The organism is Streptomyces sp. NPDC059582 (assembly GCF_042735715.1).
GTDB lineage: Bacteria > Actinomycetota > Actinomycetes > Streptomycetales > Streptomycetaceae > Streptomyces.
Window position 1 is genome coordinate 128,910 of record NZ_JBHWCC010000017.1, and the last position, 22,706, is coordinate 151,615.

At 71.7% G+C, this 22,706-nt stretch carries 23 protein-coding genes; 19 read left to right on the forward strand and 4 right to left on the reverse strand.

Features of this window, described 5'->3' with window-relative positions:
* Nucleotides 1–9: 9 nt before the first annotated feature.
* A complete protein-coding gene (locus tag ACFV0T_RS17265) occupies nt 10–972 on the forward strand; it encodes a GlxA family transcriptional regulator (RefSeq protein ID WP_385779300.1) in 963 nt (320 codons plus the stop codon).
* Nucleotides 973–1,282: 310 nt separating this feature from the next.
* Nucleotides 1,283–1,918 (forward strand): DJ-1/PfpI family protein, encoded by a 636-nt coding sequence (locus ACFV0T_RS17270; RefSeq protein ID WP_385779302.1) that lies wholly within the window; start codon nt 1,283–1,285, stop codon nt 1,916–1,918.
* On the opposite strand, the gene ACFV0T_RS17275 is transcribed toward ACFV0T_RS17270, so the two are convergent.
* Nucleotides 1,905–2,654: an enoyl-CoA hydratase/isomerase family protein gene (locus ACFV0T_RS17275; RefSeq protein WP_385779304.1), complete on the reverse strand. Its 750-nt coding sequence runs from the start codon at nt 2,652–2,654 to the stop codon at nt 1,905–1,907. The genes ACFV0T_RS17270 and ACFV0T_RS17275 overlap by 14 nt on opposite strands.
* A gap of 279 nt (nt 2,655–2,933) precedes the next feature.
* On the opposite strand from ACFV0T_RS17275, the gene ACFV0T_RS17280 reads away from it, so the two are divergent.
* Entirely contained in the window at nt 2,934–3,455 is a 522-nt protein-coding gene (locus tag ACFV0T_RS17280) for an ATP-binding protein (RefSeq protein ID WP_385779345.1), read from the forward strand.
* A gap of 9 nt (nt 3,456–3,464) precedes the next feature.
* Here ACFV0T_RS17280 and idi read toward each other — a convergent pair whose 3' ends face one another.
* From idi to galE, 3 genes are all read right to left on the reverse strand, one after another.
* The gene (idi, locus tag ACFV0T_RS17285) at nt 3,465–4,058 is read right to left on the reverse strand and encodes an isopentenyl-diphosphate Delta-isomerase (protein WP_385779306.1); all 594 of its coding nucleotides are present in this window, start codon (nt 4,056–4,058) and stop codon (nt 3,465–3,467) included.
* A gap of 382 nt (nt 4,059–4,440) precedes the next feature.
* Nucleotides 4,441–5,379, reverse strand: a complete 939-nt coding sequence (locus ACFV0T_RS17290) for a cation diffusion facilitator family transporter (RefSeq protein WP_385779308.1) — start codon at nt 5,377–5,379, stop codon at nt 4,441–4,443.
* A gap of 145 nt (nt 5,380–5,524) precedes the next feature.
* On the reverse strand, nt 5,525–6,496 hold the full coding sequence (gene galE / locus ACFV0T_RS17295) for a UDP-glucose 4-epimerase GalE (protein WP_385779310.1): 972 nt from the start codon (nt 6,494–6,496) through the stop codon (nt 5,525–5,527).
* Nucleotides 6,497–6,782: 286 nt separating this feature from the next.
* On the opposite strand from galE, the gene ACFV0T_RS17300 reads away from it, so the two are divergent.
* The 16 genes from ACFV0T_RS17300 to ACFV0T_RS17375 all read left to right on the forward strand — a co-directional run.
* Nucleotides 6,783–8,585 (forward strand): DUF5941 domain-containing protein, encoded by a 1,803-nt coding sequence (locus tag ACFV0T_RS17300; protein ID WP_385779312.1) that lies wholly within the window; start codon nt 6,783–6,785, stop codon nt 8,583–8,585.
* Nucleotides 8,582–9,334, forward strand: a complete 753-nt coding sequence (locus ACFV0T_RS17305; protein WP_385779314.1) for a sugar phosphate nucleotidyltransferase — start codon at nt 8,582–8,584, stop codon at nt 9,332–9,334. The genes ACFV0T_RS17300 and ACFV0T_RS17305 overlap by 4 nt, the downstream gene beginning before the upstream one ends.
* Nucleotides 9,322–10,383: an iron-containing alcohol dehydrogenase family protein gene (locus ACFV0T_RS17310; RefSeq protein ID WP_385779316.1), complete on the forward strand. Its 1,062-nt coding sequence runs from the start codon at nt 9,322–9,324 to the stop codon at nt 10,381–10,383. Before ACFV0T_RS17305 ends, ACFV0T_RS17310 begins: the two co-directional genes overlap by 13 nt.
* Entirely contained in the window at nt 10,361–11,140 is a 780-nt protein-coding gene (locus ACFV0T_RS17315) for a CDP-alcohol phosphatidyltransferase family protein (RefSeq protein ID WP_385779318.1), read from the forward strand. Before ACFV0T_RS17310 ends, ACFV0T_RS17315 begins: the two co-directional genes overlap by 23 nt.
* Before the next feature lie 5 nt (nt 11,141–11,145).
* Nucleotides 11,146–12,018 (forward strand): glycosyltransferase family 2 protein, encoded by an 873-nt coding sequence (locus ACFV0T_RS17320; protein WP_385779348.1) that lies wholly within the window; start codon nt 11,146–11,148, stop codon nt 12,016–12,018.
* A 94-nt stretch (nt 12,019–12,112) separates the two neighbouring features.
* The gene (locus ACFV0T_RS17325) at nt 12,113–13,042 is read left to right on the forward strand and encodes an ABC transporter permease (protein WP_385779320.1); all 930 of its coding nucleotides are present in this window, start codon (nt 12,113–12,115) and stop codon (nt 13,040–13,042) included.
* Nucleotides 13,035–13,814: an ABC transporter ATP-binding protein gene (locus ACFV0T_RS17330; protein ID WP_385779322.1), complete on the forward strand. Its 780-nt coding sequence runs from the start codon at nt 13,035–13,037 to the stop codon at nt 13,812–13,814. The genes ACFV0T_RS17325 and ACFV0T_RS17330 overlap by 8 nt, the downstream gene beginning before the upstream one ends.
* A gap of 360 nt (nt 13,815–14,174) precedes the next feature.
* Nucleotides 14,175–15,077 carry a squalene synthase HpnC gene (gene hpnC, locus ACFV0T_RS17335; protein WP_385779324.1) on the forward strand — a complete coding sequence of 301 codons (903 nt, stop codon included), beginning with the start codon at nt 14,175–14,177 and terminating at the stop codon, nt 15,075–15,077.
* Nucleotides 15,074–16,024 carry a presqualene diphosphate synthase HpnD gene (gene hpnD, locus ACFV0T_RS17340; RefSeq protein ID WP_385779326.1) on the forward strand — a complete coding sequence of 317 codons (951 nt, stop codon included), beginning with the start codon at nt 15,074–15,076 and terminating at the stop codon, nt 16,022–16,024. Before hpnC ends, hpnD begins: the two co-directional genes overlap by 4 nt.
* 35 nt (nt 16,025–16,059) lie before the next feature.
* On the forward strand, nt 16,060–16,164 hold the full coding sequence (locus ACFV0T_RS17345; RefSeq protein ID WP_385779350.1) for a DUF6380 family protein: 105 nt from the start codon (nt 16,060–16,062) through the stop codon (nt 16,162–16,164).
* Nucleotides 16,161–17,585 carry a hydroxysqualene dehydroxylase HpnE gene (hpnE, locus tag ACFV0T_RS17350; protein WP_385779328.1) on the forward strand — a complete coding sequence of 475 codons (1,425 nt, stop codon included), beginning with the start codon at nt 16,161–16,163 and terminating at the stop codon, nt 17,583–17,585. Before ACFV0T_RS17345 ends, hpnE begins: the two co-directional genes overlap by 4 nt.
* On the forward strand, nt 17,585–18,715 hold the full coding sequence (locus ACFV0T_RS17355; protein ID WP_385779330.1) for a polyprenyl synthetase family protein: 1,131 nt from the start codon (nt 17,585–17,587) through the stop codon (nt 18,713–18,715). The genes hpnE and ACFV0T_RS17355 overlap by 1 nt, the downstream gene beginning before the upstream one ends.
* A gap of 116 nt (nt 18,716–18,831) precedes the next feature.
* Nucleotides 18,832–20,826 (forward strand): squalene--hopene cyclase, encoded by a 1,995-nt coding sequence (gene shc, locus ACFV0T_RS17360; RefSeq protein ID WP_385779332.1) that lies wholly within the window; start codon nt 18,832–18,834, stop codon nt 20,824–20,826.
* Nucleotides 20,823–21,464 carry a 1-hydroxy-2-methyl-2-butenyl 4-diphosphate reductase gene (locus tag ACFV0T_RS17365; protein ID WP_385779333.1) on the forward strand — a complete coding sequence of 214 codons (642 nt, stop codon included), beginning with the start codon at nt 20,823–20,825 and terminating at the stop codon, nt 21,462–21,464. Before shc ends, ACFV0T_RS17365 begins: the two co-directional genes overlap by 4 nt.
* A gap of 6 nt (nt 21,465–21,470) precedes the next feature.
* Nucleotides 21,471–22,493, forward strand: a complete 1,023-nt coding sequence (gene hpnH / locus ACFV0T_RS17370) for an adenosyl-hopene transferase HpnH (RefSeq protein WP_385779335.1) — start codon at nt 21,471–21,473, stop codon at nt 22,491–22,493.
* A 4-nt stretch (nt 22,494–22,497) separates the two neighbouring features.
* A partial coding sequence (locus ACFV0T_RS17375; RefSeq protein WP_385779337.1) for a flavodoxin-dependent (E)-4-hydroxy-3-methylbut-2-enyl-diphosphate synthase occupies nt 22,498–22,706 on the forward strand: 209 nt, incomplete at its 3' end.

The following is a 22,706-nucleotide window of genomic DNA, read 5'->3' on the forward strand; positions in this document are numbered from 1 at the left end:
ATCGACCCCATGGCGCAGCGAACCGTTCTCGTCGTCGTCTTCGACGGCGTGCAGAGCCTCGATGTCACCGGCCCCGTGGAGGTCTTCGCGGGCGCCGAGCACCACACCCCGGGCACCTACCGCATCCGTACCGCCTCCCTGGACGGCGCTCCCGTGCGCACCTCCAGCGGCCTGACCCTCGTACCCGACGGGGCCCTCGCGGACGCCCGCGCCCCGCACACGCTGCTCGTCCCGGGCGGGTCGGGCACCCGCGCCGCCGACGCGCGCCTGGTCGACTGGCTGCGCGCGCACGCCCCGCGTGCCGAGCGCCTCGTCTCGGTCTGCACCGGGGCGATCCTGCTCGCCGCGGCGGGCCTGCTGGACGGCCGCCGCGCGACCACGCACTGGGCCTACTGCGACAAGCTCGCCCGCGACCATCCGGCGGTGGAGGTCGACGCCGACCCCATCTACGTACGGGACGGAGCCGTCTCCACGTCGGCCGGTGTCACCTCCGGCATCGATCTGGCGCTCGCCCTGGTCGAGGAGGACCTGGGCCGGGAGGTCGCGCTGAGCATCGCCCGCCACCTGGTGGTCTTCCTGCGCCGGCCGGGGAACCAGGCCCAGTTCAGCGTCCAGCTCGCCGCGCAGACGGCACGGCGCGAGCCCCTGCGCGACGTCCAGCAGTGGATCACCGAACATCCGGACGGGGATCTGACCGTGGAGTCGCTCGCCGCCCGCGCGTCCCTGTCGCCGCGCCACTTCGCCCGAGCCTTCCTGACCGAGACCGGTATGACACCCGGCCGGTACGTCGACCGGGTCCGGCTGGAACACGCCCGCCGTCTGCTGGAGGACACCGGCGACGGCGTCGAGGAGATATCCCGTACCAGCGGCTACGGCACCCCCGAGGCCATGCGGCGCGCCTTCGTCCGCGCGCTCGGGTCGTCCCCGGCCGAATACCGCCGCCGCTTCCGCCCCGCCCCCACCAGCCCCTGACGGCCGCGCCCCGCCCCCACCAGCCCCTGACGGCCGCGCCCCGCGCCCACGACGCATCGGGGCCCCGCCCGCCGACCGACCCCTCATCGCCCGCCTACGGACCCGTCGGCGGACACCGGCTGACGCCGCCGTCCGGTGTCCGCCGACGGGCGCGCCCGTCACCGACCCCGCCCGTCACCGACCCCGCCCGTCACCGACCCCGCCCGTCACCGACCCCGCCCCGCCCGTCACCGCCGGCGCCCCGCCCGTCACCGCCGACGCCCCACCCGTCACAGCCGGCGCCTCACCCGGCACCGCCGAAAGGATCCCGATGCAGATCGCCATCGTCCTCTTCGACCGCTTCACCGCCCTCGACGCCGTGGGCCCGTACGAGACCCTCGGCCGGCTGCCGGACGCGCGGACCGTGTTCGTGGCCGAGCGCACCGGGCTCGTCCGCACCGACACCGGACACCTCGCGCTCACCGCCGACCGGACCCTCGCCGAGGTGCCGCACCCCGACATCGTGGTCGTCCCGGGAGGGCCGGGGCAGACCCCGCAGATGGAGAACGAGCCGCTCCTCGACTGGCTGCGCGCCGCGGACGCGACCAGCACCTGGACGACGTCCGTGTGCACCGGCTCCCTGCTGCTGGCCGCCGCCGGACTCCTCCGGGGCCGCCGGGCCACCTCGCACTGGCTGGCACTGGAGCACCTGAAGCGCTTCGGCGCCGAGCCCACCGAGGAGCGGGTCGTGTTCGACGGCAAGTACGTCACCGCCGCCGGTGTCTCCTCCGGCATCGACATGGGGCTCACCCTGCTGGGCCGGATCGCGGGCGACGAACACGCCCAGGCCGTACAGCTGCTGACCGAGTACGACCCGCAGCCGCCCTACGACGCGGGGTCCCCGCGGAAGGCGCCCGCCCACCTCGTCGAGGAGTTCCGCCGCAGCAGCCGCTTCAGCCTGACGTAGTCCAGCTGAAGCGCGGCTGCCTGCGCTCCAGGAACGCGGCGACCCCCTCCGCGGTGTCGCCGCTGTCGCGCGCCCGCTCCGCCCAGTACGCGTCCCGGTCGGTGTGTCCGTTCGCGAACTCCTTAGCCGCGGCCTGCGTCAGCTGCGAGCGCGACGCCAGGATCCGGGTGAACTCCGCGACCCGTTTGCCGAGTTCGTCCGCGGGCAACACCTCGTCGACCAGGCCCGCGCGCAGGGCCCGCTCGGTGTCGAGCAACTCGCCGGAGAACAGCAGGTACTTGGTGGTGGCCGGACCGACCAGCGACGACAGTCTTCTGGTGGAGGAGGCGGGATACACGATCCCCAGCTTCGCCGGTGTCACCCCGAACAGCGCACCCTCCTGAGCGAACCGCAGGTCGCAGGCCGCCGCGAGCTGCGAGCCCCCGCCCACGCAGTGTCCGCGCACCGCGGCCAGCGTCGGCTTGGGGAAGGCGGCGAGCGCCTCCTCGGCGAGCACGGCCAGCCGCTGGGCCTGCGCGGGCGAATCCTGGAGCGTGGAGATGTCGGCCCCCGCGCAGAACGTGTCGCCCTCTCCGGTCAGCACCAGGGCCCGTACGTCCGGATCGGCGGCCAGGGTGTCCAGCAGCGGGGGCAGCGACCGCCACATCGCGGCCGTCATGGCGTTGCGCTTGGCCGGATGGTGGATGACGACGGTGGCGACCGACTCGGTGACACCGTGCAGCAGCTGGGGCTCCATGCGGCGGATGCTAGCCGTCCGCGGGGCACCTGTGATCGGCCGGGGTGGGCCTGGCGTGCCGTATCGGCGCGCTGTTCCTGGCGGCGAACCCGTACACGTCGAAGGGTTCCGAAGACGGCACGGGCAGGACAGGGCCGGTCGCGCGACCGAACAAGTCGTACGCCTACGGTCAGAAACGCTCGATAATCGCTGACTTCTGTTCAGTCCTCCGGCGTGGAGCGCTGCGTTACCAACACTCGACGTGTGGTGACAATCGAGCGCAAGGGTGGCGACCGGACGATGGACAACCACGGGCGCGGGACCGGCCCACGCCCAGAGGACGCACCGGACGGCGCGGTGGTCGAACCCCTCGAGGCGAGAGCGCCTGATCCGCTGCCGTACGAGGGGGTCTGGCGGTTCACCGCCCCGGCCGTGGACGCCTCGGTGCCGCAGGCGCGACACGCCGTGCGGGACCTGCTGTACCGCCAGGGCGTGCCGGCTTCGGACGACCTCGTCCAGGGGCTCCTGCTGATCGTCTCGGAGCTGGTGACCAACGCCGTCAAACACGCGGCGCTGCTGTCGCCGATGCTCGCCGTGGAGGTGGCCGTCGGGGCGGAGTGGGTGCGCGTGTCGGTGGAGGACAATCACCCCTACCGCCCGACCGCCCTGGAGGCCGACCACGCTCAGGTCGGCGGCCGCGGACTGCTCCTGGTCCGCGAGGTCACCCGGGAGGCGGGCGGGGTGTGCGACGTCGAGCACACGTCGAGCGGCGGCAAGGTGATCTGGGCCGCCCTGCCGCTCAAACCCGCCCGGCTGCTCTGACCGCGGGGCTCACCAGCCGGCCGACGGCCCCGTCAGCTCCCGGACCGCGGGCCTGGCCGCGTCCAGCACGGTCATGAACCAGGAGGAGAACGTGTCCTTCGTGTGCCGCTCCGCCAGCTCGGCGGGGGACACGAAGGCGGTCGCTCCGACCTCCTCCGGGTCCGGCCGCAGCGGGGACTGCACCAGGCCGACGAACAGGTGGTTGTACTCCTGCTCGACCAGGCCCGAGGCCGGGTCCGGGTGGTTGTAGCGGACCGTGCCCGCCTCCGCGAGCAGCGTCGGGGAGACGCCCAGCTCCTCGTACGTCCGCCGGGCCGCGGCCGCGAACGGCGCCTCGCCGGGGTAGGGGTGGCCGCAGCAGGTGTTGGACCACACGCCGGGGGAGTGGTACTTGCCCAGCGCCCGCTGCTGGAGCAGCAGCCGGCCGTGCTCGTCGAAGAGGAACACGGAGAACGCGCGGTGCAGCTGCCCCGGCGGCTGGTGGGCGGCGAGCTTCTCGGCGGTCCCGATCGTCACGCCGTTCTCGTCGACCAGTTCCAGCAGAATCGCGTCCGCGGCGCCGTTCGACGAGTTGTGCGTCGCGGTGGCAGGTGTGATCGGCATACCCATCCTTAGCATCGGTCCTCGCGCCCCAAGTCTGCCGTACGAATCCGGCACTCCCGGCACTTCGCGGCACGACCGCATGTCCCGCGCGAGGCGCGGGGCGCGGCCGTCACCGGCCGGACACCGGGAGCCGGGGCCCGGTAGCTGATCGTGCCCGGCGGGTCGGCCGGAGAACCGTCCCGACCGGGGGCGGGCAAATGTCGGGTTATCGACCCGGGAGGTCATTGAGGCGCGAGGCCAGGGGCCAGGGGTCAGGGGCCGGGGGCCCAGGGGGCCCGGCCCAGGGGGCCCGGAGGGACCGGACAGACCGGAGGGACCGGACAGACCGGAGGGACCGGACAGACCACGTGGGCTGTCCCCAGTGGCACAGCCGCCGCCGTCCTCAGTGGCACAGACGCGCCTCGTGCTCCGCGTGTCCGCCCGGCTCCAGCTGGAAGGTGCAGTGGGTCACGTCGAAGTGGTCGCCCAGGCAGCCCTGGAGCTCGTGCAGCATCTTCTCGTAGCCGATCGCGTTGAGGACCTCGGAGCGCACGACGACGTGCGCGGACAGCACCGGCATCCCGGACGTGATCGTCCACGCGTGCAGGTCGTGGATGTCCTCGACGCCGTCCAGCGCCAGGACGTGCGCCCGAACCTCCGCCATGTCGACGTCCTTCGGGGCCGCCTCCAGCAGCACGTCGAGGGTCTCGCGCAGCAACTTCACCGTCCGCGGCACGATCATCAGGCCGATGACGATCGAGGCGAACGGGTCGGCCGCCTGCCAGCCGGTGGTGAGGATCACCACCGCCGAGATCAGCACCGCCACCGACCCCAGCGCGTCCGCCGCCACCTCCAGGAACGCGCCGCGCACGTTCAGGCTTTCCTTCTGCCCGCCCATCAGCAGGGTCAGCGAGACCATGTTGGCGACCAGACCGACCAGGCCGAACACGATCATCAGCCCGCCCTCGGTGTCGGCGGGCGTCACGAAGCGCTGCACCGCCTCGTACAGGACGTAGCCGCCGACGCCGAGCAGCAGCAGACAGTTGGCCAGCGCGGCGAGGATCTCGGCGCGGGCGTAGCCGAAGGTGCGGCGGGCGCTCGGCGGCCGGTTCGCGACATGGATGGCCAGCAGGGACATGCCCAACCCCAGCGCGTCCGTCGCCATGTGCGCCGCGTCCGCGACCAGCGCGAGGGAGTCCGCGAGCACACCGCCGAAGATCTCCACCACCATGATGGCGAGCGTGATCGACAGCGCGACGCGCAGCCTGCCCCGGTACGCCGCGGCCGCCGTCCCGGTGACCGGCGCGCCGTGCGCGTGACCGTGATCGTGCCCTGCCCCCATGGGAAACGCCTCCTGTGATCCGCCCGGGATCACAGTCAACTACGGGTGGGGGGTATCCGGCAACGCGGCACTGAACACCGTTGTCATATGCCCTGACCTGCGTAAACGAAGTGCAGGTCAGGGCCCGTGGAGGCGCGGCTGCGGCTCAGCCGCCGTGGTGCCGCAGCCACCCCTGCCACGCCGACTCCACCATCTCGCGCGCTCCGCGCCGGGCCGTCCAGCCGAGCTCCGCGGCGGCCCGTGCGGCCGAGGCGACCGCGCGCGGGGCGTCCCCGGGCCGCCGTGCCTCGACGACGGCCGGACGGGTGTCGCCGGTGACCTCGCCGATGAGGGTGACCAGCTCACGCACCGAGACGCCCTCGCCCCGGCCGATGTTCACCGTCAGGTCGCCCGACGCTCCCGGCGCGGACAGCCGGCGGGCCGCCGCGAGGTGCGCCTCCGCCAGGTCGGCGACGTGGATGTAGTCACGGACACAGGTGCCGTCCGGCGTCGGGTAGTCGGCGCCGAAGATCCGCGGGGCCTCGTCCCGGGTGAGCCGGTCGAACACCATGGGGACGATGTTGAAGACACCGGTGTCGGCCAGTTCCGGCGCCGCCGCGCCCGCCACGTTGAAGTAGCGCAGACAGGTCGTCGCGATGCCGTGCGCCCGGCCCGCCGCCCGCACCAGCCACTCCCCGGCCAGCTTGGTCTCGCCGTAAGGGTTCACCGGAGCACAGGGGGTGTCCTCCGTGATGAGGTCCACATCCGGGTTGCCGTAGACGGCCGCGGACGACGAGAACAGGAACCGCTTCACCCCGGCGCCCGCGACCGCCTCCAGCAGCGTGGCGAGACCGCCCACGTTGTCCTGGTAGTAGCGGGTCGGCTGCGCGACGGACTCGGCCACCTGCTTACGGGCCGCGAGATGCACCACGCCCGTGACCGCGTGCTCGGCGAGGACCCGCTTCAGCAGGTCGACGTCGCGCGCCGAACCCTCGACGAGCGGGATGCCCGCCGGAAGCCGCGTCGGCACGCCCGCCGAGAGGTCGTCGAGGGCCACGACGGACTCCCCGGCCCCGGCCATGGCCCGTGCCACATGCGCCCCGATGTAACCGGCTCCGCCGGTGATCAGCCATGTCATGGTCGCCCACCCTATGCCGGACGCCCCGGCCCCCCGGCGCCGTCCGGACCCCCGGTCCGCGAGCGCGGGTTTGTGGGCCGGGCGGCCCATCACCCATGATGATCTCGGCAGAGGCAGGCAAAGGCCAGGACAGGCCGCGTTGATCGGACCGTGAACGGGCGGTGAACACGGCCCTCCCGGCATCGGATAGCCTCTGCCGACATGCCGCCCGCCTGGTACAGGCAAGGGGCGCCCCATCGTGCACATGACCGGCGCCTACGCGCCGGCACCCAGGGAGTGAGTTCGGTTGTCGACCGCCATCCTCACCGGCCAGCCGGTCCCCGGATCGTCGATCGAGACCGATCTGCGGTCGTTGGGCTTCGACGTCCGGATCGCCGCCGACACCGCCGGCGCGGAGACACTGCTCGCCCAGATACCGGGTGAGGAGCGGGTCGCCGTCGTCGACGCCCGCTTCGTGGGCCACCCGCACGCGCTGCGGCTCGGCCTGACCGACCCGCGGTTCCCGCTCGCCGCGGTGCCGGGTGCCGTGACCGCCCAGCCCGCGGGCCGGCAGGAGCTGACCCGCGCCATGGCCCGGGAGAGCTCCGCGAGCGGCGGCACCACTCCGGCCGGCGACAGCCTCGCCGACCGCATCGCGAGCGCCCTGGACGCCGACGGAGCCGACGTCCGCCGCCCCGAGCTCGGCACGCTCGTCGCCGTGGTCCCCGCCGACCCGCAGGCCCGCAACGAGGCACGGCAGGCCGTCGCCGCCGTCGACGACGAGGCCGTACGCCTGAAGTCGGCCGTGAAGGCCCGTGACGGCTTCTTCACCACGTTCTGCGTCAGCCCGTACTCGCGCTACCTCGCCCGCTGGTGCGCCCGCCGGGGCCTCACCCCGAACCAGGTCACCACGGCCTCGCTGATCACCGCGCTGATCGCGGCGGCCTGCGCGGCCACCGGCAGCCGCGGCGGCTTCGTCGCGGCCGGCGTGCTGCTGATCGCGTCCTTCGTACTGGACTGCACCGACGGTCAGCTCGCCCGCTACTCGCTCCAGTACTCGACCCTCGGCGCCTGGCTGGACGCCACCTTCGACCGGGCCAAGGAGTACGCCTACTACGCCGGTCTCGCCCTCGGCGCGGCCCGCGGCGGCGACGACGTGTGGGCCCTCGCCCTGGGCGCGATGATCCTCCAGACGTGCCGGCACGTCGTGGACTTCTCCTTCAACGAGGCCAACCACGACGCCGACGCCAACACCAGCCCCACCGCCGCCCTCTCCGACAAGCTGGACAGCGTCGGCTGGACGGTCTGGGCGCGCCGGATGATAGTCCTGCCCATCGGCGAACGATGGGCGATGATCGCCGTTCTCACGGCGCTGACGACACCCCGGATCACCTTCTACGCGCTGCTCGTCGGCTGCGCCTTCGCCGCGACGTACACCACGGCCGGGCGCGTGCTGCGGTCGCTGACGCGCAAGGCGCGGCGCACGGACCGGGCGGCGAGGGCACTCGCGGACCTCGCGGACAACGGGCCGCTGGCCGAACTGCTCGCGCGCGTCCTGCCCGGCAGGTCACGCGGCCCGGCCCTGCTGTGGGCCGTCGCCGGGGCCGCCCTCATGCTCTGCGCGGCCTGGTTCGACGGGCCGGGCTGGCCGGTCGTCCTGGCCGCCGGGGTCTATGTCCTGCTGTCCTCCGAAGCCGTCGTGAAGCCCCTCAAGGGCGCTCTCGACTGGCTGGTCCCGCCGCTCTTCCGCGCCGCCGAATACGGCACCGTCCTGCTGCTGGCAGCCAAAGCCGACGTGAACGGAGCACTTCCTGCGGCTTTCGGGCTCGTGGCCGCCGTCGCCTACCATCACTACGACACGGTGTACCGCATCCGCGGTGACGCCGGAGCGCCCCCGGCCTGGCTGGTGCGCGCCATCGGGGGGCAGGAAGGACGGACGCTGCTGGTCAGCGTGCTGGCCGCGGTGCTCACCGGTGCGCAGTTCACGGTCGCGCTCACGGTGGTGGCCGTGGCCGTCGCCCTGGTGGTGCTCGTCGAGAGCATCCGCTTCTGGGTGTCCGCCCATCAGGGCGGCGCACCCGCCGTACACGATGAAGGAGAACCCGCATGATCGGCCTCGTGCTGGCGGCCGGCGCCGGACGGCGCCTGCGCCCCTACACCGACAGCCTTCCCAAGGCTCTGGTGCCGGTGGGGCCCGCGGGCATAGAGGGCGAACCGACCGTCCTCGATCTCACGCTCGGCAACTTCGCCGAGATCGGTCTGACCGAGGTCGCGATCATCGTCGGCTACCGCAAGGAAGCCGTCTACGAGCGCAAGGCGGCCCTGGAGCGGAAGTACGGCCTGAAGCTCACCCTCATCGACAACGACAAGGCCGAGGAGTGGAACAACGCCTACTCCCTGTGGTGCGGCCGTGACGCCCTCAAGGACGGCGTGATCCTCGCCAACGGCGACACCGTCCACCCGGTCTCCGTCGAGAAGACGCTGCTCGCCGCCCGCGGCGACGGCAAGAAGATCATCCTCGCCCTGGACACCGTGAAGTCCCTGGCCGACGAGGAGATGAAGGTCGTCGTCGGCGCCGACCAGGGCATGACGAAGATCACCAAGCTGATGGACCCCGCCGAGGCGACCGGCGAGTACATCGGCGTCACCCTCATCGAGGGCGACGCCGCCCCCGAGCTGGCCGACGCGCTGAAGACGGTGTGGGAGACCGACCCGCAGCAGTTCTACGAGCACGGCTACCAGGAACTCGTCGACCGGGGCTTCCGGATCGACGTGGCACCGATCGGCGACGTCAAGTGGGTCGAGATCGACAACCACGACGATCTGGCCAGGGGGCGGGAGATCGCGTGCCGGTACTGACGAGGCTCATTCCCTCCCCGGTCGTCGTGGACATCCGCCCGGGTGCCCTCGACGACCTCGGCTGTGTGCTCGCGGACGAGCGCATCTCGCACTCCGGCCGGCTCGCCGTCGCCGTCAGCGGCGGCTCGGGAGCCACGCTGCGCGAGCGCGTCGCCCCCTCGCTGCCCGGTGCCACCTGGTACGAAGTCGGCGGCGGCACCCTCGACGACGCGATCCGGCTGGCCGGCGACATAAAGGCCGGCCATTACGACGCGGTCGTGGGACTCGGCGGCGGCAAGATCATCGACTGTGCCAAGTTCGCCGCGGCGCGCGTCGGCCTCCCGCTGGTCGCGGTCCCGACGAACCTCGCGCACGACGGCCTGTGCTCGCCGGTCGCCACCCTCGACAACGACGCGGGCCGTGGCTCCTACGGTGTGCCGAACCCGATCGCGGTCGTCATCGACCTCGACGTGATCCGCGAGGCCCCGGTCCGCTTCGTCCGGGCCGGCATCGGCGACGCCGTGTCCAACATCTCGGCCATCGCGGACTGGGAGCTCGCCCACCGCGTCAAGGGCGAGAAGATCGACGGCCTCGCCGCCGCCATGGCCCGCCAGGCGGGCGAGGCGGTGCTCCGGCACCCGGGCGGCGTCGGCGACAACGCCTTCCTCCAGGTGCTGGCCGAGGCGCTGGTCCTCAGCGGCATCGCGATGTCGGTGTCGGGCGACTCCCGCCCGTCCTCCGGCGCGTGCCACGAGATCAACCACGCCTTCGACCTGCTCTTCCCTCAGCGCGCCGCCGCCCACGGCGAGCAGTGCGGACTGGGCGCGGCCTTCGCGATGTACCTGCGCGGAGCCCACGAGGAGTCCGCGTACATGGCCGAGGTACTGCGCCGGCACGGGCTGCCGGTACTCCCGGAGGAGATCGGCTTCACCACGGACGAGTTCGTCCGGGTCGTGGCATTCGCTCCGGAGACCCGGCCCGGCCGCTACACGATCCTCGAACACCTCGACCTCAAGACCGAACAGATCAAGGACATCTACGCCGACTATGTCAAGGCCATCGGTAGCTGAACTCCGTCCGGTCGTCCACCCCGCGGGGGTGAAGGACCGGCGCAGCGGTGAGCACTGGATGGGGCGCCTCTACATGCGAGAGGTGTCCCTGCGCGTCGACCGCTTTCTGGTGAACACCAGGGTCACGCCCAACCAGCTCACGTACCTGATGACCGTCTTCGGCGTGCTCGCGGCCCCGGCCCTGCTGGTGCCGGGGATCACGGGCGCCGTCCTCGGTGTGGTGTGCGTCCAGATGTACCTGCTGCTGGACTGCGTCGACGGCGAGGTCGCCCGCTGGAAGCAGCAGTTCTCGCTCGGCGGCGTCTACCTGGACCGGGTCGGCGCCTATCTGACCGACGCCGCGGTGCTGGTCGGCTTCGGTCTGCGCGCCGCCGACCTGTGGGGCAGCGGCCGGATCGACTGGCTCTGGGCGTTCCTGGGCACCCTGGCCGCCCTCGGCGCGATCCTGATCAAGGCGGAGACCGACCTCGTCGGCGTCGCCCGGCACCAGGGCGGCCTGCCGCCCGTAAAGGAGGCGGCGTCCGAGCCGCGCTCGTCCGGCATGGCGCTGGCCCGCCGGGCCGCCGCGGCGCTGAAGTTCCACCGGCTGGTGCTGGGCATCGAGGCGTCCCTGCTGATCCTGGTCCTGGCCGTGCTGGACCAGGTCCGCGGTGACCTCTTCTTCTCCCGGCTCGGCGTCGCCGTGCTGGCCGGCATCGCGCTGCTGCAGACGCTGCTGCACCTGGTGTCCATCCTCGCGTCGAGCAGGCTGCGGTGAGCGGCATGAAGGTCGGCGCGGTCATCATCACCATGGGCAACCGTCCCGACGAGCTCAGGGCCCTGATCGACTCGGTCGCCAAGCAGGACGGCGACCCCGTCGCGATGGTCGTCGTCGGCAACGGCTCACCCGTCCCGGACGTCCCCGAGGCCGTGCGCACCATAGAGCTGCCCGAGAACCTCGGCATCCCCGGCGGCCGCAACGTCGGCATCGAGGCCTTCGGCCCCAGCGGCCGCGACGTCGACATATTGCTCTTCCTCGACGACGACGGCCTCCTCGCCCATCACGACACCGCCGAACTGTGCCGGCAGACCTTCGAGGCCGACCCGGACCTCGGCATCGTCAGCTTCCGCATCGCCGACCCCGAGACCGGTCTCACCCAGCGCCGGCACGTGCCGCGGCTGCGCGCCGCCGACCCGATGCGCTCCTCCCGGGTCACCACCTTCCTCGGCGGCGCGAACGCGGTCCGTACGAAGGTCTTCGCCGAGGTCGGCGGCCTGCCGGACGCGTTCTTCTACGCCCATGAGGAGACCGACCTGGCCTGGCGGGCCCTCGACGCGGGCTGGATGATCGACTACCGGTCCGACATGGTGCTGTACCACCCGACGACGGCGCCCTCGCGGCACGCGGTCTACCATCGGATGGTCGCCCGCAACCGCGTCTGGCTGGCCCGGCGCAATCTGCCGGCCCCCCTGGTCCCGGTCTACCTCGGTGTCTGGCTGCTGCTGACGCTGTTGCGCCGGCCCTCGCGCTCGGCCCTCCGGGCCTGGTTCGGCGGGTTCCGGGAGGGATGGACCACATCGTGCGGACCGCGTCGGCCCATGAAGTGGCGTACGGTGTGGCGGCTGACCCGACTGGGCCGCCCCCCGGTCATCTGACAGGCTCGTTCCTGAGAACATGCGGGCTGTGCCACGGCCCGGGCTCGTGCCAAGCACGCACAGGCCGAGCATCTCGAAGACGAAGGTTCCACTTGTGAGTGAGACAACGCATGACGGCGGAGTCGCGGTGAGCGCGGCCCCGTCGCCCGACGAGGGCCTCACGGCGGCGGTGCTCGCCGCGAAGTACGGGCTGGCCGTGAGCGGTGCCCGGCCGTCGCTCGGCGAGTACGTCCGCCAGCTGTGGGGACGCCGGCACTTCATCCTCGCCTTCTCCCAGGCGAAGCTGACCGCCCAGTACAGCCAGGCCAAGCTCGGCCAGATCTGGCAGGTGGCCACCCCGCTGCTGAACGCGGCCGTGTACTACTTCATCTTCGGCCTGATCCTCAAGGCCAGCCGCGGCATGTCGATGGACGTGTACATCCCGTTCCTGGTCACGGGCGTGTTCGTCTTCACCTTCACGCAGAGCTCGGTGATGGCGGGCGTGCGCGCGATCTCCGGCAACCTCGGCCTGGTCCGTGCCCTGCACTTCCCGCGGGCCGCGCTGCCGGTGTCCTTCGCGCTCCAGCAGCTCCAGCAACTGCTGTACTCGATGCTCGTGCTGTTCATCGTGGCCATCGGCTTCGGCAGCTACCCGAGCCTGTCCTGGCTGCTGATCGTGCCGGTCCTCGTGCTCCAGTTCCTCTTCAACACCGGCCTGGCCCTGATCATGGCCCGGGCCGGCGCCAAGACGCCGGACCTGGCGCAGCTCATGCCGTTCGTGATGCGGACGTGGATGTACGCGTCCGGCGTGATGTTCTCCATCCCGATCATGCTCGCGGACAAGCCGCAGTGGGTCGCCACGGTCCTGCAGTGGAACCCCGCGGCGATCTTCATGGACCTGATGCGCTTCGCCCTGATCGAGGACTACGGTTCCGAGAACCTGCCCGACCACGTCTGGGCGGCCGCGGGCGGCTGGGCGGCCCTGTTCGCCATCGGCGGGTTCATCTACTTCTGGCAGGCGGAGGAGAGGTACGGCCGTGGCTGAGCAGCCGCAGCGCGACACGCGCCCCACCGTGATCGCCGACGACGTGCACATCGTGTACCGCGTCAACGGCGCCAAGGCCGGCAAGGGCAGCGCCACCGCCGCCCTGAGCCGGATCGTCAAGCGCGGCGAGGAGCGGGGTGTGCGCAAGGTGCACGCCGTGCGCGGCGTCTCCTTCGTCGCCTACCGGGGCGAGGCCATCGGCCTGATCGGCTCCAACGGCTCCGGCAAGTCCACGCTGCTGCGGGCCATCGCCGGTCTGCTGCCGCCGGAGAGCGGCAAGGTCTACACCGACGGCCAGCCCTCCCTGCTCGGCGTCAACGCGGCCCTGATGAACGACCTCACCGGCGAGCGGAACGTCATCCTGGGCGGCCTCGCCATGGGCATGTCCCGGGAGGAGATCAAAGAGCGTTACCAGAGCATCGTCGACTTCTCCGGCATCAACGAGAAGGGCGACTTCATCACTCTGCCGATGCGCACCTACTCCTCCGGCATGGCCGCCCGCCTGCGGTTCTCCATCGCCGCCGCCAAGGACCACGACGTCCTCATGATCGACGAGGCGCTCGCCACCGGTGACCGCAAGTTCCAGATCCGCTCCGAGGAGCGCATCCGGGAGCTGCGCAAGGAGGCCGGCACGGTGTTTCTGGTCAGTCACAGCAACAAGTCCATCCGTGACACCTGCAACCGCGTGTTGTGGCTGGAACGCGGTGAGCTGCGCATGGACGGACCCACCGACGAGGTCCTCAAGGAGTACGAGAAGTTCACGGGCAAGTAGCCCGAATCGCCCGGGGCCCCGCCGGAACTGTTCCGGCGGGGCCCCGCGTCTGCAAAGGAAACGTCAACTCCTGCCCGTCCTAGGAATCTTGACACCAATCGGTGTGTTGTTGTGATGTCCAGGACACCCCCGAGGACCTCACTGCGTTGTACAACGTAAGCTGTACTGGTCCCGAAACACGGCAAGTGGGGCGATAATGCGCGACACCCGCTCTCAGGGCCGCCGCGCGGACGGCCGGGCGGCGTGTCCGAAATAGTGTGCATTGGGTCAGCGGTGTAGAACGGGAGATGTGACGGCAATGGCTACGGAAACTCCCCAGCTCAGCGCAGCATGTGCCGTCCCCGCCCAGGGCAGCCCGCGGTGACGGGAACCGACCCGGCCCGCACCGGTGATCCGGAGCGTGGCACGCTCGACAAGGCCGCGAGCGAGAACTTCCCCGTGGCCCCGTTCTTCCTGCCCAGGGACTGGCGCGCCGACCTCATGGCCGTCTACGGCTTCGCCCGGCTCGTCGACGACATCGGCGACGGCGACCTGGCCCCCGGCGGCGCGGACGCCCGGCTGCTCGGCGTGTCGGCCACGGCCGCCGAGGACCGGCTCGTCCTTCTCGACGCTTTCGAGGCCGACCTGAACCGGGTCTTCGACGCGACCCCGCGCCACCCCCTGCTGCGCCGGCTCCAGCCGACCGTCCGCCGTCGCTCGCTGACCCCCGAGCCCTTTCTCGGCCTGATCGCCGCCAATCGCCAGGACCAGGTCGTGCGGCGCTACGAGACCTACGACGACCTGCTGGCCTACTGCGAGCTGTCCGCCAACCCCGTCGGCCGCCTCGTCCTCGCCGTCACCGGCACCTCGACCCCCGAGCGGATGCGTCTCTCCGACGCGATCTGCACGGCGCTCCAGATCGTCGAGCACCTCCAGGACGTGGCCGAGGACCTCGGCCGCGACCGCATCTACCTGCCCGCCGAGGACATGAAGCGCTTTCACGTCCAGGAAGCGGATCTCGCCACGCACACCGCGGGCGCATCGGTGCGCGCACTGGTCGCATACGAAGCGCAACGCGCCCGCGAACTCCTGAATGAAGGCGCCCCTCTGGTGGGTAGCGTCCACGGCAGGCTGAAGCTGCTGCTCGCGGGGTTCGTGGCGGGGGGAAGGGCGGCGGTCCGCGCGATCGCCGCCGCTGAATACGACGTACTTCCCGGCCCGCCCAAGCCCGGCAAGCTCCAGTTGCTGCGCGAGGTGGGCGTGACTCTGCGAGGAGAGGGGTGATCCGGACCGTGGAGTCGGAACAACACGTGTCCGCACCGGTACTCGCCGCCTACAGCTACTGCGAGGCCGTGACCGGACAGCAGGCCCGTAACTTCGCGTACGGCATCAGGCTGCTGCCCACGCCCAAGCGGCGTGCGATGTCCGCGCTGTACGCGTTCTCGCGCCGTGTCGACGACATCGGCGACGGCACGCTGGCCGACGACGTCAAGGTGGCCAGGCTCGAGGACACCCGGGCGCTGCTGACCCGGATCCGTGACGGCGGGGTGGACGAGGACGACACCGACCCGGTCGCCGTCGCCCTCACGCATGCCGCCGAGGCCTTCCCGATCCCGCTGGGCGGCCTGGACGAGCTGATCGACGGCGTGCAGATGGACGTGCGCGGCGAGACCTACGAGACCTGGGACGACCTGAAGGTCTACTGCCGCTGTGTGGCCGGCGCGATCGGGCGGCTGTCGCTCGGGGTGTTCGGTACCGAGCGGGGGGCGCGCGGTGCCGAGCGCGCGCCGGAGTATGCCGACACGCTCGGGCTCGCGCTCCAACTCACCAACATCCTCCGAGACGTCCGCGAGGACGCCGAGGGCGGCCGCACCTATCTGCCCGCCGACGACCTCGCCAAGTTCGGCTGCTCCGCCGGGTTCAAGGGACCGAAGCCGCCGGAGGGCTCCGACTTCGCGGGCCTCGTGCACTTCGAAGTGCGCCGGGCACGGGCCCTTTTCGCGGAGGGCTACCGGCTGCTGCCCATGCTCGACCGGCGCAGCGGCGCCTGTGTCGCCGCCATGGCCGGCATCTACCGGCGTCTGCTCGACCGCATCGAGCGCGACCCGGAGGCCGTGCTGCGCGGCCGGGTCTCGCTGCCCGGACGCGAGAAGGCCTACGTCGCCGTGCGCGGACTGTCCGGACTCGACACCCGGCACGTGTCCCGGCGGACCATCCGGAGGCGCACCTGATGGACAATGTGGGCCAAGGTGATTCCATCGGAGAAATGCGGCACGCAACCCTCCGGTCGGGGGCGGCGTCCCTGACTGCAACGGCCTGTCGTGCACGGTTCGAGCGGCACGACGGGTCCGCAGGGGAGGGTGCACGATGAGCGACGCACAGCAGCCCGCGCTGCCCGCGGACGCCACCGCGGCGGCCGGACGGCACGCCGTCGTGGTCGGCGGCGGGCTGGCCGGTGTCACCGCCGCGCTCGCACTCGCCGACGCCGGTGTCCGCGTCACCCTGGTCGAGGGCCGGCCCAGACTCGGCGGCCTGGCCTTCTCCTTCCAGCGCGGCGACCTGACCGTCGACAACGGCCAGCATGTGTACCTGCGCTGCTGCACCGCCTACCGCTGGTTCCTCGACCGCATCGAGGGATCGGCGCTGGCGCCGTTGCAGGATCGTCTCGACGTGCCCGTTCTCGACGTGGACCGGCCCGCGGGCCGTCGGCTCGGCAGACTGCGGCGCGACGCCCTGCCGGTGCCGCTGCACCTCGGGCGCAGCCTGGCGACCTACCCGCATCTCTCGCTCGCCGAACGCGCCGCGGTCGGACGTGCCGCACTGGCGCTCAGCAGACTCGACCTCGCCGATCCGGCCCTGGACACACAGGACTTCGGCAGCTGGCTGGCCGCGCACGGTCAGTCGGCGCGGGCCATCGAGGCACTGTGGGACCTGGTGGGGGTCGCCACCCTCAACGCGGTGGCCGGGGACGCGTCCCTCGGGCTCGCCGCGATGGTGTTCAAGACCGGTCTGCTGTCCGACCCGGGCGCCGCCGACATCGGCTGGGCGCATGTCCCGTTGGGCGAACTGCACGACCGCCTGGCCCGCAAGGCGCTCGACTCCGCGGGCGTCCGTACCGAGGTCCGTACACGCGTCACCTCCGTCTCCTCAAACGACAACGGGCGGTGGAGCGTTCAGGTTCCCGGCGAGACGCTGCAAGCGGACGCGGTCGTGCTCGCCGTACCGCAGCGCGAGACGTACGACCTGTTGCCGCCCGGCGCCCTCGACGCCCCCGGACAGCTGCTGGAGATCGGCACCGCGCCGATCCTCAACGTCCATGTCGTGTACGACCGCAAGGTGCTCGACAAGCCCTTCTTCGCGGGCCTCGGCACCCCGGTGCAGTGGGTCTTCGACCGCACGGCGGCCTCCGGGTTGCGCGCGGGCCAGTACCTCGCCCTGTCCCAGTCGGCCGCGCAGGACGAGATCGACGAACCCGTCGCCGTGCTGCGCGAGCGCTACCTGCCCGAGCTGGAGCGGCTGCTGCCGCTCGCCCGGGGAGCGGACGTGCGCGACTTCTTCGTGACCCGGGAGCGCACGGCCACGTTCGCTCCCACCCCCGGCGTCGGGCGGCTGCGTCCCGGCGCCCGCACCAGAGCCCCCGGCCTCTACCTGGCCGGCGCGTGGACCGCCACAGGGTGGCCCGCGACCATGGAGAGTGCGGTCCGCAGCGGTGTGAGCGCGGCGGACGCCGCGCTCAGCGCCCTGGGCCGGCCCCGCCCCCACCACCTCTTCGCCCTCGAGGAGGCGGCCTGATGCTCGATCAGCACGGCCCGGCAGGCCCCCGCACCCCTGGCACCGCAACAAGAGGAGAAACTGTGCCCACTGTGCCCCCGGCCTCCCCGGCTGCCGACGCGGTGGACGTGACCGCGCTCCTGGAGCGCGGCCGGACCCTGGCCACACCGGTGCTGCGCGCTGCCGTCGACCGCCTGGCGCCGCCCATGGACACCGTTTCCGCCTACCACTTCGGCTGGATCGACGCGGCGGGCAACCCCACCGCCGGCGACGGCGGCAAGGCCGTCCGCCCCGCGCTCGCCGTGCTCTCCGCCGAGGTCACCGGAGCCGCTCCCGAGGTCGGCATCCCCGGCGCGGTCGCCGTGGAACTGGTCCACAACTTCTCGCTCCTGCACGACGACCTGATGGACGGCGACGAACAGCGCCGCCACCGTGACACCGTCTGGAAGGTGCACGGCCCCGCCCAGGCGATCCTGGTCGGCGACGCCCTGTTCGCCCTCGCCAACGAGGTGCTGCTGGAGCTCGGCACCGTCGAGGCCGGCCGCGCCACCCGCCGCCTGACCACCGCCACCCGCGCCCTGATCGACGGCCAGGCGCAGGACATCTCCTACGAGCACCGCGACCGCGTCAGTGTCGAGGAGTGCCTGGAGATGGAGGGCAACAAGACCGGCGCCCTGCTGGCCTGCGCCAGCTCCATCGGCGCCGTGCTCGGCGGCGCGGACGACCGCACCGCCGACACCCTGGAGAAGTACGGCTACCACCTCGGCCTGGCCTTCCAGGCCGTCGACGACCTCCTCGGCATCTGGGGCGACCCGGAGGCCACCGGCAAGCAGACCTGGAGCGACCTGCGCCAGCGCAAGAAGTCCCTGCCGGTGGTGGCCGCGCTCGCGGCGGGCGGCCCCGCCTCCGCGCGGCTCGGCGAGATCCTCGCCGCCGACGCCAAGAGCAGCGACTTCGCGACCTTCTCCGAGGAGGAGTTCGCGGCCCGCGCCGCGCTCATCGAGGAGGCGGGCGGCCGTGAGTGGACCGCCCAGGAGGCACGCCGGCAGCACACCGTCGCCATCGAGGCGCTGCACGCCGTCGACATGCCCGAGCAGGTACGGGCCCGGTTCACGGCGCTCGCCGACTTCGTCGTCGTACGAAAGAGATGATCACTATCGGTCGAATAGCCCTCGCGTAGTCGCCGGCCGGTGTCGCGGGTAGTGGCACACCGGCCGACGGCGGACCCACAGCAGCACGACTCGTACGACTGCACGAAGGGGAAGCCATGACAGCGACGACCGACGGAAGCGCCGGGGCCCTGCCGCCCCGCGCTGCCGCGGCCAGCGACACCGACATCACCACCCCCGCGGCGGCCGGGGTACCCGAAGCCGCCCTGCGCGCGGTGCGGAGCGCCACCGACTTCCTGCTGTCCCGGCAGGACGCCGAGGGCTGGTGGAAGGGCGACCTCGAGACCAACGTCACGATGGACGCCGAGGACCTGCTGCTGCGTCAGTTCCTGGGCATCGCCGACGAGACGACGACCCGCGCGGCCGGCCTCTTCATCCGGGGCGAGCAGCGCGAGGACGGCACCTGGGCCGGTTTCTACGGCGGTCCCGGCGAACTCTCCACCACCATCGAGGCGTACGTCGCCCTGCGCCTGGCCGGTGACGCCCCGGACGCACCACACATGGCGCGGGCGTCGGCCTGGATCCGCGCCCGGGGCGGTATCGCCGCCGCCCGGGTCTTCACCCGGATCTGGCTGGCCCTGTTCGGCTGGTGGAAGTGGGAGGACCTGCCCGAACTCCCGCCGGAAATCATCTACTTCCCCAAGTGGGTCCCGCTCAACATCTACGACTTCGGCTGCTGGGCCCGCCAGACCATCGTCCCGCTGACGATCGTCTCGGCGAAGCGCCCGGTGCGCCCGGCGCCCTTCGCTCTCGACGAGCTGCACACCGACCCCGCCCAGCCCAACCCGCCCAAGCCTCTTGCCCCGGTGGCGAGCTGGGACGGCGCCTTCCAGCGGCTCGACAAGGCGCTGCATGTGCTGCGCAAGGTCGCGCCGCGCAAACTGCGCCGGGCGGCCCTGAACTCGGCGGCCCGCTGGATCGTCGAGCGGCAGGAGAACGACGGCTGCTGGGGCGGCATCCAGCCGCCTGCCGTGTACTCGGTCATCGCGCTGTCCCTGCTCGGCTACGACCTCGAACACCCCGTGATGCGCGCGGGACTCGAGTCGCTGAACCGGTTCGCCGTCTGGCGCGAGGACGGCGCCCGGATGATCGAGGCCTGCCAGTCGCCGGTGTGGGACACCTGTCTCGCGGCCATCGCGCTCGCCGACGCGGGGCTGCCCGCCGACCACCCGCAGCTCGTCAAGGCCGCCGACTGGATGCTCGGCGAGCAGATCGTGCGGCCCGGCGACTGGTCGGTGAAGCGGCCCGGACTCCCGCCGGGCGGCTGGGCGTTCGAGTTCCACAACGACAACTATCCCGACATCGACGACACCGCCGAGGTCGTCCTCGCGCTGCGCCGGATCAAGCACCACGACCCGGAACGCATGGAGAAGGCGATCGGGCGCGGGGTGCGCTGGAACCTCGGCATGCAGTCGAAGAACGGGGCGTGGGGCGCCTTCGACGTCGACAACACCAGCCCGTTCCCCAACCGGCTGCCGTTCTGCGACTTCGGGGAGGTCATCGACCCGCCGTCCGCGGACGTCACCGCGCACGTCGTCGAGATGCTCGCGGTCGAGGGCATGTCCCACGACCCGCGTACCCGGCGCGGCATCGAGTGGCTGCTGGCCGAACAGGAGCCGGACGGCTCGTGGTTCGGGCGCTGGGGCGTCAACTACATCTACGGCACCGGCTCGGTGGTGCCGGCCCTGACCGCCGCCGGACTGCCCGCCTCGCACCCGGCGATCCGCCGGGCCGTGAGCTGGCTGGAGTCGGTCCAGAACGACGACGGCGGCTGGGGCGAGGATCTGCGCTCCTACCAGGACGGCGCGGAGTGGAGCGGCAGAGGCGCCTCCACCGCCTCGCAGACCGCGTGGGCGCTGATGGCGCTGCTCGCGGCGGGGGAGCGCAGCTCCAAGGCCGTGGAACGCGCCGTCGAGTGGCTGGCGACCACCCAGCGGGCGGACGGCTCCTGGGACGAGCCGTACTTCACCGGAACCGGTTTCCCCTGGGACTTCTCCATCAACTACCACCTCTATCGTCAGGTCTTCCCGCTCACCGCGCTCGGCCGCTACGTGCACGGGGAGCCCTTCGCCGAGGCCGGGGAGGGCGGATGAGCACCACGCCGGCCCCGGCCCCGCTGCTGATCGCCTGCGCGCTCGGCATCGAGCACCTCGCGCTGCGCATGGGCGACCGCGGCGGCGCGGGCGGGCCGGTCACGGTCCTGCGCACCGGCATGGGATCCAGGGCGGCCGAACGCTCGGTCGCCCGGGTGCTGGCCGGCCAGCCGCTCGCCGGGGCCGCCGTGCTGGCCACCGGCTTCTGCGCGGGACTCGCCCCGGGGATGCACCCCGGCGACCTGGTGGTCGCCGAGGAGACCCGGGACCCGCGCGGAAACGTTCCGTGCCTCGGCACCGAACTGCTCGTCAAGGAACTCGTGCGCACTGTGCCCGGGCGCACCGTCCACACCGGGCCCCTCATCGGTTCCGACCACGTCGTGCGCGGACCGGAGCGGTCCGATCTGCTCGCGACCGGCGCGATCGCGGTCGACATGGAGTCGGCCGCCACGCTGCTGAGCGCCGTACAGGCGGGCGAGCGCCCGGTTGCGGCCGTACGGGTGGTCGTGGACGCTCCTGAACATGAACTCGTCCGGATCGGCACGGTGCGCGGTGGAATATCAGCTTTCCGCGTTCTTCGTTCCGTTCTACCCGCTTTCTTCGAATGGCACCGTTCTTTGCTGCTCCCCCGGAGGTGAGCCCAGATGGCCATGCCGCTGCGTCAGTCCATCAAGGTCGCTACATACTTGGCTGAACAGAAGCTCCGCAAGCGGGAGAAGTTCCCTCTGATCGTGGAGCTGGAACCACTCTTCGCGTGCAACCTGAAGTGCGAGGGCTGCGGCAAGATCCAGCATCCGGCGGGTGTCCTCAAGCAGCGCATGCCGGTCGCCCAGGCCGTCGGCGCGGTGCTCGAATCCGGCGCGCCCATGGTGTCCATCGCCGGCGGCGAACCGTTGATGCACCCTCAGATCGACGAGATCGTGCGGCAGTTGGTGGCCAAGAAGAAGTACGTCTTCCTCTGCACCAACGCCATGCTGCTGCGCAAGAAGATGGAGAAGTTCACCCCGTCTCCCTACTTCGCCTTCGCCGTGCACATCGACGGGCTGCGCGAGCGGCACGACGAGTCGGTGGCGAAGGAGGGCGTGTTCGACGAGGCCGTGGCGGCCATCAAGGAGGCCAAGCAGCGCGGCTTCCGGGTGACCACCAACTCGACCTTCTTCAACACCGACACCCCGCAGACCATCATCGAGGTGCTCAACTTCCTCAACGACGACCTGAAGGTCGACGAGATGATGATCTCGCCCGCCTACGCCTACGAGAAGGCGCCCGACCAGGAGCACTTCCTGGGCGTGGAGCAGACCCGGGAGCTGTTCAAGAAGGCCTTCTCGGGCGGCAACCGGCGCCGCTGGCGGCTCAACCACTCCCCGCTCTTCCTGGACTTCCTGGAGGGCAAGGTCGACTTCCCGTGCACGGCGTGGGCGATCCCGAACTACTCGCTCTTCGGCTGGCAGCGCCCCTGCTACCTGATGAGCGACGGATACGTGCCGACGTACCGTGAGCTGATCGAGGAGACCGACTGGGACAAGTACGGCCGCGGCAAGGACCCGCGCTGCGCCAACTGCATGGCGCACTGCGGCTACGAGCCCACCGCCGTCCTCGCCACCATGGGCTCGCTGAAGGAGTCGCTGCGCGCCATGCGGGAGACCGTCTCCGGAAACCGCGAGTGACAGCATGACGGCCGTCTCCTTGGGCGTTCCCGAGGTGCCGGCCCGGCCGATCGCCGAGCGACGCGAGTCGCGGCAGATCCACGTCGGGCCGGTGGCCGTCGGGGGCGGGGCCCCTGTGTCGGTGCAGTCGATGACGACGACGCGTACGTCGGACATCGGTGCGACGTTGCAGCAGATCGCGGAGCTGACGGCGTCGGGGTGTCAGATCGTGCG